Source organism: Wenzhouxiangella limi, assembly GCF_010499265.1.
In the GTDB taxonomy this organism is placed as follows: Bacteria; Pseudomonadota; Gammaproteobacteria; order Xanthomonadales; family Wenzhouxiangellaceae; genus Wenzhouxiangella; species Wenzhouxiangella limi.
Genome location: NZ_JAAGSC010000044.1, coordinates 153,417 through 166,256, shown reverse-complemented (window position 1 = coordinate 166,256; position 12,840 = coordinate 153,417). Strand labels below are relative to the sequence as shown.

Here is a 12,840-nt window from a genome sequence, read left to right as displayed (position 1 = left end):
CTATCCCGATGCGGGCAATGCTCGGTGACCGACCGGCCGGGCTCCAGGTCATCATCCCGGCCGGTCCTGCCGAAGTCAGCTGGCGCGGGCTCCTCGAGCAGCTGCCGCCAGCCTGGCCGGTCTGCATTTCCGCCGTTGAAGAGCGCCCCGCCGGACTGCCCGACCGCATCAACTGGCTGCAGGGACCTGCTGGACGCGGTCTGCAGCTCAACGCCGCGGCCAGCGCCAGCCGCGCCCGTTGGCTGTGGTTTCTGCACGCCGACTCCATTCTGACCGAGCCGGCGCTGGTTCAGGTCCAGCGACTGACTTGCGGCACCGAGGCCGTGCTCGCCTACCTTGATCTGGCGTTTCTTCCGGACGGACCGAAACAGACCGCCCTGAACGCCATCGGCGCCAACCTCCGCTCCAGGCTGCTGGGGCTGCCTTACGGCGACCAGGGACTGTGCCTGCCCGCCGAGGACTTTCGACGCCTCGGCGGGTTCCGGACAGACCTCGCGCGCGGTGAAGATCTTGACTTCGTGGTGCGCGCGCGTGCCGCCGGACTGCCGCTTCGCCGTCTGCCGGCGCGCATCTACACCAGCGCCCGCCGCTATCGCGAACAGGGCTGGTGGAAGACCAGCTGGCGGCATCAGGTCAACGCCTGGCGACTGACGAGAGCGGCCCGGGCCGGTCGCAGACGGCCCGAGTCCGAATGACCGCCATCGCCATTTTCGTCAAGACGCCGGGGCTGTCGCCGGTCAAGTCAAGGCTGGCCGCAGCCGTCGGCGCACGGCGGGCCGAGGCCTGCCACCTGCGCTGCGCCCGAACCGTCGCCGCGGTCGCACTTGCCGCCGAGGTCGGACCGGTATATTGGGCGATCGCCGAGGAGGGCGCGCTTGGGCATCCGCTGTGGCAGGATCTGCCCGTCCTGGTGCAGCCGGAAGGCGGCCTCGGGGCGCGCATGCACGCCATCCACGACCTCCTGATCCAGCGCCACGGCCGCGGGCTACTGCTCGGCGCGGACCTGCCGCAGGTTGACCGAAACGCCCTGCAGTCGGCCAGCAGCTGGCTGGACGGCGAAGCTGACCGGGGCGTGATCGGACCCGCGCTGGACGGCGGTTTCTGGCTGATCGGCGCCAACCGCACTTTGCCCGCCGCCCTGTGGCATCGCCCGGCCTACGGAACCGAAACAGTGCTGGACCAGTTTCTGGACGCCGCCGGCGCCTCGCTGAAGTGGCGTTGGCTGGCCAGGCGCTGCGACCTGGATCACATCGGGGACCTGCCCGGCGTCATCGAGGAACTGGAAACCCTCTCCTGTCCACATCCGGACCAGCGCGGTCTGATAGATTGGCTGCGCTGTCACTTAAGCAATTTACCCTGGAGTTCTGCAACCGAATGAAAGAAACCTGGCCGCTGCTGAAGGAATCGGATTTTCCCGCCATCCAGCGACAGCGTATCGAAACGCTGCAGATGAACCTGGGCTATCTTTGCAATCTCAGCTGCCTGCATTGCCACGTCGCGGCAGGTCCGAAGCGCACCGAGCTGATGGATCGGGCCACCATGGAGCAGGCGCTGGCAGTCGCGGATTGTTTCGGCGCGCGAACCCTGGACCTGACCGGTGGCTCGCCGGAAATGAATCCGCATTTCCGCTGGCTGGTCGAGCAGGCGAGCGCGCGCGGTATGCACGTGCTGGACCGGCTCAATCCGACCATCATGGAAGAGCCGGGCTACGAATGGGTGGGCGACTTTCTGGCCCGACACCGCGTCGAGATCATCGCCTCCCTGCCCTGTTATTCCAGAGAAAACGTCGACAGCCAGCGCGGCAACGGCGTCTTTGAAGCCTCCATCAGCGCGCTGCTCACGCTCAACCGGCTCGGCTACGGCCAGCCCGACACCGGGCTGGTGCTCAACCTGGTCTACAATCCGCTCGGGCCGCAACTGCCTCCCGCGCAGGATGAGCTGGAGGCCGACTACAAGCGTCTGCTGTGCGAGGAGTTCGGGCTGGTTTTCAATCGTCTGTTCACGATCACCAACATGCCGATCAAGCGCTTCGGATCGATGCTGCTGTCCAAGGGCATGTTTGACGACTACCTGAAGCTACTAAAAAACGCCTACCAGCCCGGCAATCTGGCCGCCGTGATGTGCCGCAACCTGATCAGCGTGGACTACCAGGGCTTTCTGTACGACTGCGACTTCAACCAGATGCTTGGCCTGCCGCTGGGCGGCAGCAAGCGGCGCACCCAACTGGCCGACCTGCTCGAGGATGGAAAAACACCGCGCGCTATCGGCATCGCCGAGCATTGCTATGGCTGTACGGCCGGCCAGGGCTCCAGCTGCGGCGGCGCTTTGACCGGATGAGCGGCACGGCTTTCACGAGCCACGCCCTGGGCAGGCCGTGGTGCCAGGCCATCGAGCTGACCGACGGCACTAGGCTGCTGATGCGTCCCATCCAGCCGTCGGATGCGCAGATGCTTCAGGCGGGCTTCCTTACCCTGACGCCGCAGGAGATCCGGATGCGCTTCCTCCATCCGCTCAACGAGCTGACCGCAGGGTATGCCGAACGGCTCTGCCGCATCGATCCGGAAAGCGAGTTCGCGCTGGTGCTGGTCGAGGCCAAGCCCCCCTCTGAAGCCCGGATTGCCGCCGTCGCCAGGGTCGCCATCGATGACGACGGCCAGGAAGCGGAGTTTGCCGTCATCCTGGGACGTGAAATTCGACGCTTCGGGCTGGGCCGCTACCTGGTCGGGCAACTGGCTGACTGGTGCCGCACGCAGGGTCTGAAGGCAATGTATGGATTCATCCTCGCCGAAAACCGGCCGATGCTGGATCTGATGCGGAAAATGGGTTTCCATCTCGGCCCCAGCGACGTGGATACTGGCGTGATGCTGGCCCGGCTGCCGCTGAACTGACCGCAACGCGGTCGACCGTTCAGTCGCCGAGGTCGATCTTGTCCTGGGCTTCCTGGATCATGAACCCCTGCATGTAATCGGCGCCCACACGCCACAGATTGGCGGCCATGCCCGCATCCTCGACCATGGGCATGATGATTTTGGCACCGCGCTCGCGGGCCGGAGTGCTGGCTTTGCGAAAAGCGTGCTCCAGCGTTTCCTCCTCGGCCAGTCGCCGCACGAACCCCGGGGACATCTTGATGAAATCGGCCGGAAGCTCGTCGACCAGCAGGTCCCAGCGGCTGTGCTCGTCAACCTGGGAGACACAGATTTCGATCCCCAGCCGGTCCAGCAGAACAAACAATTCGCGTGCGCCCTTGATGTTGCCCAACACATCGGGCAAGGCGAAATCCAGCGCAAGCTTGCCCGACAGGGATCGGTTCTTTTCGGTCAGCTTCTCCAGCCAGTCCCGTCGTTCCGGCTGCTGGATCAAACTATCGCCCTGACTGAGAAACAGCCTGATCGGCAAGAACTGGTACTCGTTGGCCAGCAGGTTGGCGCAGTGGCTGATCATCCAGCGGTCCAGGGTAGCGAGCACGCCCGCCTCGCGCGCAGGCGAAATGAACGCCGCAGCCGCAATCAGGGACCCGTCGGCGGCCACAAGTCGGGGCAGGGCCTGAAAGCTCTGGGCGGGTTCGCTGGCCGTTGCCATGATCGGCTGGAACAGGACCTTGATAGCGTCCTTGCGCAAGGACTCCATCAGCAAACCGAGCATCTGGCGATCGCTGCCGGACGCCTGGTCGGCCGAAACATCCGGCTTGATCTGACGAATCTCGTTGCCACCGGCCGCCGAGGTCTTTTCCGTCCCGCGCACCAGGCTGAGCAGCAGGCGGTCGGCGTCGGTAAAACGGTGATCGAACTCGACGTAGCCCAGCGTTACCGAGACCGCCAGCGATTCTTTACGGACGTCAAAAGTGGACTCTGCCAGCAGCTTGAACAGCTTCGCCATCTGCTTTTCGGTCGTCCGGACCGAGCTGTGGGGCAACAATCCCACGATGCAGCGCTCATTGAGTCGGGTCACGCAGACCTCGACATCCAGGTGCTTGTCGACCAGATCGAAGAACTGGCGCAGGACTTCGAGCAGGCCGCGGTAACCATGCTGCCCCCGCAATCGATCCCAGTGATCGAGCATCAGACAGAAGCAGCCCGAGGGCGCGTCCCGGTCGCTGCTGGTAAACGACTCATAGGCCGAGACCAGCTCAGAAATGAACTCCTCAAGCTTCATTCACGCACCAAGAATAAAGAGCGGCGTCGTCGCCGGTCCGGCCTCGCCGCTCCCCGTGCGCGCAGCCGACCAGCCTTCCGCTCCCGAGCGTACCATCTTTGTGAGCTCACAACTCAACCGGTGAAACCCGAGCCGACCCGGCACCGGCGAACAGGGCTTCCAACTGGCGGCGATGGAAACCAGCCGGATCCTTGCCGTCGAACAAGCCCAGGCGAGCGGCGCGATCAAAGAACCCGGCGGCCGGCAGCCCTTGGCCCACGCGACTGACGGCCAACGCCGAACGGATCGGTCGGCCTGCCGTGGCATCGCGCTGCATCAGAATCTCCAGCAGGCGGGTAACGCGATGGATACGCTGCGGACCCGGCATGGCCACCGCGTCGGCCAATTCCAGATAGGTCAGGGTCTGTTGTCGACGAGCCTGCTGATCCAGCACCGCGCCGATGCTGGCCAGGTATTTTTCCCGCTCGCTTTGAGTCAGGCGTGTCGCCATGGCCGGAAGTTCCGTTCAGGCCAGGCTCTCGTCCAGGCCGCAGTTGTTCTTTTCGAACACCCGGTCGGCGCGGTAACTGGAGCGCACCAGCGGCCCGGACACGACTTCGAGAAAACCCTTGGCCAGACCGATTCGCCGCAGTTCGGCGAACTCTTCGGGTGTGACGTAGCGGGCCACGGGCAGGTGGTTGATGGTGGGCCGCAGGTACTGGCCAAACGTCACGATATCCACGCCGATGGTGCGCAAATCGTCCATGGTTTCGACCAGTTCTTCCATACTCTCTCCCAGGCCGACCATCAGGCTGGTCTTTGTCAAAACGCCGGGCCGGTGCCGCTTGGCATGGGCCAGTACGTCCAGGGTCTGACGGTATCCGGCGCGCGGATCGCGCACCGGATGGGTCAGGCGCCGCACGGTCTCGACGTTCTGGGCAAAAACATCCAGACCGGAATCCACCACGGTCTCCACGCACGCCGGCCGGCCCTGGAAATCCGGGGTCAGGGCTTCGACCGCCGTGCCGGGGTTGACCCGCTTGATCTCGCGCACGCAGGCCGCGTAATGCCCGGCTCCGCCGTCGGCGAGGTCGTCGCGGTCCACCGAGGTGAGGACCACGTATTTCAGGTCCATCAGGCGGACCGATTCGGCCGAGTTGGCCGGCTCGTCAGCATCCAGCCAGCCTCGCGGATTACCGGTATCGACCGAACAGAAGCGACAGGCGCGGGTGCACACATCGCCCATCAGCATGATGGTGGCCACACCATTGGACCAGCACTCGCCGATGTTCGGACACTTCGATTCCTGGCAGACCGTGGCCAGGCGATGCTCGTTCACATTGCGCTTGACGGCCTCGTACTTGCTGCCGGCCACCGGCAAACGGGCGCGCAGCCAGGCGGGTTTGCGGCCGATCGGCGTCGGCTGCGCGTTCGGGCGCGCCTTGATGCCGTCGAGGATGGCGGTATACCCCTGAGGCTTGGTGACCTTGTGGCCACTTTTCACGGCAATTGGAATACGGGCTTGTTCATCCATGGCGGCATTATCCCATGCCACTGTCGAGGATGCCATGAACCCGGGCGTGGGCCGATGCTGCGGTTATTTCCTGAACCTGCTGCGCGAACCGTGGCCGGCCTTGCGCTGAGCCCGCGTGACGACGGGTCGTCCGCGCCGGGACTTGTCTTCGCTGCCTCGGACGTCCTGGCCAGCTGTGGTCTTTGCAGCCGCCGCCCGGTTGGTCTTGCCCTGGGACTTGCGCTCGGAAGACGGCGCGGGACGAGATTTGCCCTCGCCCGAGCTGTCGCGGCGATCGGGACGCCGGGGCCGGTCGAAGCCGGCATTTCTGTCGGAGCGTTCCGGCTGGTGGCCGGGGCCGCGATCAGGACGAATCTTCAGCGCCTGGCTTGCGACCCGAACGCCACCCAAATGCTGCAGCACCGCGGGATCCAGCGCCTGCGGCAGGTCGACCAGGCTGAACTGGTCGCGGATGACGACCCGGCCGATCGCATCCGCGTCGAGACCACCCTCGTTCGCAATCGCGCCGACAATATTGCCCGGTTTGACCCCGTGTACGCGTCCGACCTCGATGCGGTAGGTCGTCTTGTCGCTGTCGTCGCGTGAACGCTCGCCGCGATCGCCGGCTCGCTTTTCCCGACGGGGCCGCTGCAATGACCGCTCCGGTCGGGCGGGCGACTCGACGCGCTCGCTGAGCAGCAGGTCATCCCCTCCGCGCAGCAGACGTGCCAGCGCCGCGGCAATGTCGACCATCTCGGCACCGGTTTCGGCCTGGCAGGCCACGGCGACCTTGCGGTAGATGTCGAGTTCCTCGGTCTCCAGCGCGCCGCGCACCGCGGCCTTGAACCTGGCCACTCGCTGTTCGTTGACATCAGCCACCGAGGGCAGCCCCATGACTTCGATCGGCTGCCGCGTGGCCCGCTCGATGGCCCGCAGCATGCCGCGCTCCCTGGGTGCGACAAACAGGATGGCCTCGCCGGTACGCCCGGCCCGGCCGGTGCGGCCGATACGATGCACGTAGGCCTCGGTGTCATAGGGGATGTCGTAGTTGACCACGTGGGAGATACGTTCGACGTCCAGACCACGGGCGGCCACGTCGGTGGCCACCAGAATGTCGATCTCGCCCTTGCGCAGCTTCTCGACCAGCTTCTCGCGAACCGGTTGCGGCACGTCGCCGTTCAGGGCTGCGGCGGCGAAACCACGCGCATCCAGCCGGCTGGCCAGTTCTTCGGTCGCGATCCGGGTGCGGGCGAACACGATCATGCCGTCGAACTCCTCGACCTCCAGGATGCGCGTCAAGGCGTCGAGCTTGTGCATTCCGCTGACCAGCCAGTAGCGCTGGCGAATGCCGGCAGCAGTCGTGGTCCTGGAACGGATCGTGACCTGCTGGGGTGATTTCAGATAGCGCTCGGCGATGCGCCGGATCTGGGTCGGCATGGTGGCCGAAAACAGCGCGATCTGACAGCTGCCGGGCAGCTTGGCCAGGACCTGCTCGACATCGTCGATGAACCCCATGCGCAGCATTTCGTCGGCTTCGTCGAGAACCAGCGTGGACAGCGCGCTCAGGTCGAGGGTGCCCTTGTTTAGATGGTCGATGACCCGGCCCGGCGTTCCCACCACCACGTCGGCGCCGCGTCTCAGTCCGGCCAGTTGCGGGCCGTAGGACTGACCGCCGTAGATCGGCAGGACGTGAAACCCCTCCACCCGGCCGGCATACCGGTGAAAGGCCTCGGCCACCTGGATGGCCAACTCGCGCGTCGGCGCCAGCACCAGCGCGGAGGGTTTTGGCGCATCGGCCTGGCGCCGGGCCAGGATGGGAAGGGCGAACGCCGCGGTCTTGCCGGTGCCGGTCTGGGCCTGGCCGACCAGATCGCGCCCGGCCAGCAGCGCCGGAATGGTCTCGGCCTGGATGGGTGACGGCGCTTCGTAGCCGAGCTCGTCCAGGGTTACGATCAGGCTCTGGGGCAGGCCAAGGGCGTCGAAACGCGTCGGCTCATTGTCGGTCATCAGAAAACCTCGGTTCTTCATCGATGGGCGCATCGGACTTTCCGACCCGCTCCAGGTGCTCCATGATGCGCCCGACCAGCGGCTCCAGACCGCGCCGGGCCACCGAAGAGATCGCAAACCAGGGCCCCTGACAGTTCAGGCCACCAACAATCCGATCGATCAGCGCGTCCAGCTCGTCTTCGCCGACCTGGTCGGTCTTGGTCAGCACCAGCCAGCGCTCGCGCCGGGCCAGGTCTTCGTCGAAACGGACCAACTCGCGCTCCAGTGCCCGCACCTGATCAACCGGGTCGGCGCCATCGATCGGCGCGATATCGACCAGATGCAGCAGCAGACGGGTTCGCTGCAGATGCTTGAGAAACTGCACCCCCAGCCCGGCGCCTTCGGCCGCGCCTTCGATCAGACCGGGAATATCGGCGATCACGAAGCTGCGGCCCGCTTCCAGACTGACCACGCCCAGATTGGGATACAGCGTGGTGAAGGGATAATCAGCCACCTTGGGCCGGGCCGCCGAGACCGCGCTGATCAGCGTGGACTTGCCGGCGTTGGGAAAGCCGAGCAAACCGACGTCTGCCAGCACCTTCAATTCCAGATGCAGCGCGCGCTCCTCTCCAGGCGTACCGGGCGTGAACTGGCGCGGGGTCCGATTGACCGACGACTTGAAGTTGACGTTGCCTCTCCCGCCCTCGCCACCGCGCGCGACCAGCATGCGCTGGCCCGGCTTGGTCAACTCGCCGATGCGCTCATCGGTCTCGCTGGCGACAACGATGGTCCCGAGAGGGACGCGGATGGTGATGTCTTCGGCCGACTTGCCGGTCCGCTGTCGCCCCGCCCCGGGCTCGCCGTTGCGGGCCTTGAACAAGCGGGCGTGGCGAAAGTCGGCCAGGGTGTTCAAGCCGGAATCTGCTTGCAGCCAGACACTGCCGCCGTCACCCCCGTCGCCGCCGTCCGGGCCACCCTTGGGGATGAACTTCTCGCGCCGGAAGCTCACGCTGCCGGGCCCGCCCTTGCCGGCGCGGACTTCGATGGTGGCTTCGTCGACGAACTTCATGAGTGGGATTCCGGCTTAGGCGAAGAGAGATTTGACCGCGGATGAACGCAGATTAACGCAGATGAAAAGCGAAATCCGCGTTCATCTGCGTTCATCCGCGGTAAAGCAAGCCCAAACAAAAAGCCGGCCCACCGGCCGGCTTTTTTCGTCAACGCATTGAGCGCAACCGCTTATTCGGTCGGCTGGACCGAGACGAACTTGCGCAACGGCTTGCCGCGCTGCTCGAACGTTACCTTGCCTTCGGCCAGCGCAAACAGGGTGTGATCGCGGCCGACCTTGACGTTGTCGCCGGCATGGAACCGGGTGCCGCGCTGGCGAACCAGGATATTCCCGGCCAGCACGTGCTCACCGCCGTAGCGCTTGACGCCCAGGTATTTCGGATTGGAGTCGCGGCCGTTGCGTGTCGAGCCGCCTGCCTTTTTATGTGCCATCGTCTTTAGCCCTCAATTCCGGTGATCTTGAGTTCAGTGTAATACTGGCGGTGGCCCATCTGCTTCATGTGGTGCTTGCGGCGCCGGAACTTGATGATCCGGATTTTGTCGCCGCGGCCATGATCGACCACCTCGGCCGTGACCTTGCCGCCTTCCAGGTTGGGCGTGCCAATACGCACATCCTCGCCTTCACCAACCATCAGAACCTGGTTGATTTCGACGGTCGCGCCCTTGTCGGCGTCCAGCTTTTCGACGCGAAGGACGTCGCCTTCCGCTGCCCGGTACTGCTTGCCGCCGGTGGTAAATACCGCGTACATGATGCGTGCTCCAGATGAAAGTGCTTCAGCAAAGAGCGGAAATATTACCGGATGACGGGCACCAGGTCAATTATTTAGGCCGTGCATTCGCCCATGAGACCAAATTTATTGCCGGCTTGCCCTTGCTGGACGCGCCATAATGACGCCATGACCTCTCGATCGTCCCTCCCGCGATGGCCCACGCTGAACCTCGAGCGCCGCAGCGACGGACGCGTATGCGGCATTGACGAGGCCGGCTGCGCGCCGCTGGCCGGTCCGGTCGTGGCCGCGGCGGTGGTCCTGCCACCGGGTCCGAAACCGACTGCGCTCCGCGGCTTGACCGACTCGAAACTCCTCTCGGCCGAAAAACGCGAAGATTTCTTCCGGCGCATTCAGGATATTGCCCAGGTTGGCGTCGGCATGGCGTCGGTCGAAGAGATCGACACGCTCAACATCCACCACGCCGACCTGCTGGCAATGAAGCGCGCTTTCGAGGCCTTGCCGGCATCGCCGGATCACGCGCTGGTGGATGGTCGATCAAAGCCGGCGCTGGGCTGCAATGTCGAGGCCATCGTCAAGGGCGATCGCCGTTCGCTGTCGATCGCTGCTGCTTCGGTAGTAGCCAAGGTCACGCGCGACCGGATGATGCGCGAGCTCGCCGGCCGCTTTCCGGATTACGGCTGGCATACCAATGTCGGCTACGGCACTGACGCCCACTACCTTGGCCTGCTGCGCAAGGGACCCACCGAGCACCACCGCCGGAGTTTCGCGCCGGTGAACACGATTTTTTCGCCCATGGCAACGGCCTGGCAGCGCTTCCGTTTCGAGCCCGTCCAAGACGCCGCCTCAGCCGACGGGCTGGACCTGTTTTTCCTGCGCAATGATCTGTACGCCGTGTTCGACCGTCGCGGACGTCATATTGGCTTGGTCAAGAACCTGCGAGGCTGCTGGACATTCCGGGCGATCGGCTACCACGACGGCGGAAAGCCCGAAACGGGTACTGGACCATTCAGCCGATACGACGGCATGCGCGTCGAAGCACCGCAGGCTCAAATGGTCATCAGGCTGCTTTCAACCGGCTGATCACCGCCCCGTTCTTCCAGGACTTGGTTCAGGCAGGGGTGCGTTCTATACTGTGAGATCGATCACAGCCTGACGTCGTGCCGTGTTCTTGCGCGATCGACTTCCGAGGCTGCTTTGATCAGGGAGAACAGCATGCAAAACCCGTTCGATTGAGGCTGCGGGCCTCACTGTTCGGCAACTTTCGTCTCTTCGCACCGGATGGGACTGAAATTGTCATCAGCGGAAAGCGACCCCAGGCGTTGCTTGGCATGCTTTGCCTCAGCCCCGGCTCAGCCATGGATCGGGAGCGGCTCAGCCAGCTGTTGTGGCCAGGCAAGTTCAGGGCCCACGCCCGGGCGAGCCTGCGCCAGACCCTGCTCGGGCTGAAAAGACAACTGTCCGCGATTCGCGCGGACTTCCTTGAAATCACGCGTGACCGGGTAAGCGTCAACGCCGCGGCCGTGACGTCAGACCTGTCCGAGCTGGAACGCTCTCTCGGCAACGGCACCGACGCCAGCGCCAGCCAGCAGCTGCTCGCCGTGAGCGGCAAGGCGCTGCTGGACCAGCTTGATCTGGGCGAAGCCTTCAAGCAGTGGCTGGCCGGTCAGCGCGAACAGGTCGAGCAGCGCTTGCTCACTGCTGTCGAACAATCCCTGGCCGGTTACCAGCGCCGGAACGATCGGCTCTCGGAAGGACGTTTGCGCGACGCCTGGCGCTTGCGTACGTCCTCCACTGCCGTGACGGGTACTGACCGTCGCATCCGCATTGCCGTGCTGCCTTTCCAGTCGCCGGAAATCGATAGCGAACAAACGCTGATCGCTCAGGGACTGTTCGATGAGCTCATAAGTTCTTTAGGGCAGGCGCCGCGCCTGCTGGTGGCCGGACGCACCTCTTCCATGCATGGCAGATCACTGGGTCGTCGGCTGACGAAAATCGCTCAGGCTCTGAACGTCGCCTATCTGGTTGATGGCTCGATCCAGCGTCAGGACAAGCAGCTGCGCGTCCACGTCAGCCTGGTCGACGGACATTCCGGCTTCGAACTCTGGGCTCGGACTTACCGTGGCTCAACCGGCGACCTTCTCGCCCTGCAGGACGAGGTCGCAAAGTCGGTCACAGGCGAGATCGGCCGCGAGCTCAAACTCGAAGTTCGCCCGCCCGAACTTCGTCATACTGCGCGCCGCCAGACAGCGATGGAACTGTATCTGCAGGGCCGGGCCCTGACCATGCGCGCGATCGGCGACGGTGTCCTGGCCCGGGCCATTGAACTGCTGGAAAAGGCGCTGGAACTCGAACCCGAGTTCGCCGCCGGCTGGACCGCACTGTCCGAGGCCCATGCTTACACCGCTGTCTACACACCTTGTCTCGACCGAGTCGCCCAGTCTATCCGCATGGCCGAATGCGCCGACAAAGCGATCGAACTTGACCCCGGCCAGGGTCATGCCCGTGCCCTGCTGGGCATCCATCGCTGGACCGAGAATGATCCGGTCGGCGCGCTGGACCTGGCGCATGAGGCCCATCGCCTGGAGCCCGACAACCCGGACGTGACTCTACGGCTCGGGTCTTTTCTGCTCTATATCGGCCGGACGCGCGAGGCCCTGCCCTATATCGAGGGAGCGATCGAACAGGACCCGGTCAACGGGCGAAACTTCGCCATGCTAAGCGTGGCTCAACTTAATCTGGGTAACCTCGAGGCTGCCATTGCCGCCGGCCAGCGCATGGTCGATCTCGGCCTGCCGTCGATGTGGATGGCCGTCGCCACAGCAGCCGCCGGCGATCGCGAGCTGGCCGTGGAGCAGTACTGGCAGACCCGGCTTTTGATGAACACCGTGATCTTCCCGCCCGCCGGCACCCGCCCCTTGAGCGGGCCGGCGCTGAATACTTACTGGAAGCTTGCCGCCAAGGGTGTTTGCAGCGGAAGAAAAATCCATCGCGCGGTTTACTGCGCCATGCTCGACTACCTGCACGCCACCCTACCCGATCCCTGCGACACCAGCATCGTCGCACCGGCGATCTGGATGGGCTACAGCAAGATGGTCTTCAACACCCTCGGTATCCAGATCACGCCAGCCAATATGTACTGCCTGATGTCGCTTTGGGCGGATATCGAGCCCATTCGGCACACCCGGCTGCATCCGGACTTCCTACCTTTTGCCAAGCGCATCGGTCTTGTGGCGGCCTGGGACAAGTACGGCTGGCCGGATCTGCTGCCCAACCCGGATGCCTGAACGCCGAAGTCGTAACGCTAGCTCTTACCGGCAACGAACCACGTAGAAATGACGATAGTTTGACGCTGACGCAGTTGTGCCGCAGCCCGCATTCTGCTCCGATTGCATCCATGGTTTGAAACGTGAT

The 12,840-nt window shown here is 64.5% G+C and carries 13 protein-coding genes; 6 read left to right on the top strand and 7 right to left on the bottom strand.

Translation table 11 applies throughout. The features are described 5' to 3' along the window. Positions 1-8 precede the first annotated feature (8 nt). Genes G3I74_RS14340 through G3I74_RS14325 form a run of 4 tightly spaced genes read left to right on the top strand, consistent with a single transcriptional unit; the run spans position 9 to position 2,888 of the window. Complete coding sequence (locus tag G3I74_RS14340) at positions 9-695, top strand: glycosyl transferase family 2 (protein ID WP_164212294.1); 687 nt, start codon at positions 9-11, stop codon at positions 693-695. Next, a complete protein-coding gene (locus tag G3I74_RS14335) occupies positions 692-1,378 on the top strand; it encodes a TIGR04282 family arsenosugar biosynthesis glycosyltransferase (protein ID WP_164212293.1) in 687 nt (228 codons plus the stop codon). Before G3I74_RS14340 ends, G3I74_RS14335 begins: the two co-directional genes overlap by 4 nt. Next, complete coding sequence (gene arsS / locus G3I74_RS14330; RefSeq protein WP_164212292.1) at positions 1,375-2,337, top strand: arsenosugar biosynthesis radical SAM (seleno)protein ArsS; 963 nt, start codon at positions 1,375-1,377, stop codon at positions 2,335-2,337. Before G3I74_RS14335 ends, arsS begins: the two co-directional genes overlap by 4 nt. After that, the gene (locus G3I74_RS14325; RefSeq protein WP_164212291.1) at positions 2,334-2,888 is read left to right on the top strand and encodes a GNAT family N-acetyltransferase; all 555 of its coding nucleotides are present in this window, start codon (positions 2,334-2,336) and stop codon (positions 2,886-2,888) included. Before arsS ends, G3I74_RS14325 begins: the two co-directional genes overlap by 4 nt. A gap of 19 nt (positions 2,889-2,907) precedes the next feature. On the opposite strand, the gene G3I74_RS14320 is transcribed toward G3I74_RS14325, so the two are convergent. The 7 genes from G3I74_RS14320 to rplU form a co-directional block, all read right to left on the bottom strand. Further along, positions 2,908-4,152, bottom strand: a complete 1,245-nt coding sequence (locus G3I74_RS14320; protein WP_164212290.1) for an EAL domain-containing protein — start codon at positions 4,150-4,152, stop codon at positions 2,908-2,910. A gap of 106 nt (positions 4,153-4,258) precedes the next feature. Further along, complete coding sequence (locus G3I74_RS15760) at positions 4,259-4,642, bottom strand: hypothetical protein (protein ID WP_203594774.1); 384 nt, start codon at positions 4,640-4,642, stop codon at positions 4,259-4,261. Between the two features lie 15 nt (positions 4,643-4,657). Then, positions 4,658-5,665, bottom strand: coding sequence for a lipoyl synthase (gene lipA / locus G3I74_RS14310; RefSeq protein WP_164212289.1), 1,008 nt, complete (start codon positions 5,663-5,665; stop codon positions 4,658-4,660). Positions 5,666-5,728: 63 nt separating this feature from the next. Next, positions 5,729-7,651, bottom strand: coding sequence for a DEAD/DEAH box helicase (locus G3I74_RS14305; RefSeq protein WP_164212288.1), 1,923 nt, complete (start codon positions 7,649-7,651; stop codon positions 5,729-5,731). Further along, positions 7,638-8,699: an Obg family GTPase CgtA gene (gene cgtA / locus G3I74_RS14300; protein ID WP_164212287.1), complete on the bottom strand. Its 1,062-nt coding sequence runs from the start codon at positions 8,697-8,699 to the stop codon at positions 7,638-7,640. Before cgtA ends, G3I74_RS14305 begins: the two co-directional genes overlap by 14 nt. A gap of 170 nt (positions 8,700-8,869) precedes the next feature. Then, entirely contained in the window at positions 8,870-9,130 is a 261-nt protein-coding gene (rpmA, locus tag G3I74_RS14295; RefSeq protein WP_164212286.1) for a 50S ribosomal protein L27, read from the bottom strand. 5 nt (positions 9,131-9,135) lie between these two features. Next, complete coding sequence (gene rplU / locus G3I74_RS14290) at positions 9,136-9,447, bottom strand: 50S ribosomal protein L21 (RefSeq protein ID WP_164212285.1); 312 nt, start codon at positions 9,445-9,447, stop codon at positions 9,136-9,138. A gap of 147 nt (positions 9,448-9,594) precedes the next feature. On the opposite strand from rplU, the gene G3I74_RS16370 reads away from it, so the two are divergent. Then, positions 9,595-10,509, top strand: a complete 915-nt coding sequence (locus G3I74_RS16370) for a ribonuclease HII (protein ID WP_164212284.1) — start codon at positions 9,595-9,597, stop codon at positions 10,507-10,509. Positions 10,510-10,757: 248 nt separating this feature from the next. After that, complete coding sequence (locus G3I74_RS14280) at positions 10,758-12,713, top strand: AfsR/SARP family transcriptional regulator (RefSeq protein ID WP_164212283.1); 1,956 nt, start codon at positions 10,758-10,760, stop codon at positions 12,711-12,713. Positions 12,714-12,840: the final 127 nt, after the last annotated feature.

Excerpts from the sequence above, each read along its gene's own strand:
- G3I74_RS14340 (WP_164212294.1), top strand. The coding sequence starts at position 9 with ATGCGGGCAATGCTCGGTGACCGACCGGCCGGGCTCCAGGTCATCATC.
- G3I74_RS14335 (WP_164212293.1), top strand. The coding sequence starts at position 692 with ATGACCGCCATCGCCATTTTCGTCAAGACGCCGGGGCTGTCGCCGGTC.
- arsS (WP_164212292.1), top strand. The coding sequence starts at position 1,375 with ATGAAAGAAACCTGGCCGCTGCTGAAGGAATCGGATTTTCCCGCCATC.
- G3I74_RS14325 (WP_164212291.1), top strand. The coding sequence starts at position 2,334 with ATGAGCGGCACGGCTTTCACGAGCCACGCCCTGGGCAGGCCGTGGTGC.
- G3I74_RS14320 (WP_164212290.1), bottom strand. The coding sequence starts at position 4,152 with ATGAAGCTTGAGGAGTTCATTTCTGAGCTGGTCTCGGCCTATGAGTCG.
- G3I74_RS15760 (WP_203594774.1), bottom strand. The coding sequence starts at position 4,642 with ATGGCGACACGCCTGACTCAAAGCGAGCGGGAAAAATACCTGGCCAGC.
- lipA (WP_164212289.1), bottom strand. The coding sequence starts at position 5,665 with ATGGATGAACAAGCCCGTATTCCAATTGCCGTGAAAAGTGGCCACAAG.
- G3I74_RS14305 (WP_164212288.1), bottom strand. The coding sequence starts at position 7,651 with ATGACCGACAATGAGCCGACGCGTTTCGACGCCCTTGGCCTGCCCCAG.
- cgtA (WP_164212287.1), bottom strand. The coding sequence starts at position 8,699 with ATGAAGTTCGTCGACGAAGCCACCATCGAAGTCCGCGCCGGCAAGGGC.
- rpmA (WP_164212286.1), bottom strand. The coding sequence starts at position 9,130 with ATGGCACATAAAAAGGCAGGCGGCTCGACACGCAACGGCCGCGACTCC.
- rplU (WP_164212285.1), bottom strand. The coding sequence starts at position 9,447 with ATGTACGCGGTATTTACCACCGGCGGCAAGCAGTACCGGGCAGCGGAA.
- G3I74_RS16370 (WP_164212284.1), top strand. The coding sequence starts at position 9,595 with ATGACCTCTCGATCGTCCCTCCCGCGATGGCCCACGCTGAACCTCGAG.
- G3I74_RS14280 (WP_164212283.1), top strand. The coding sequence starts at position 10,758 with ATGCTTTGCCTCAGCCCCGGCTCAGCCATGGATCGGGAGCGGCTCAGC.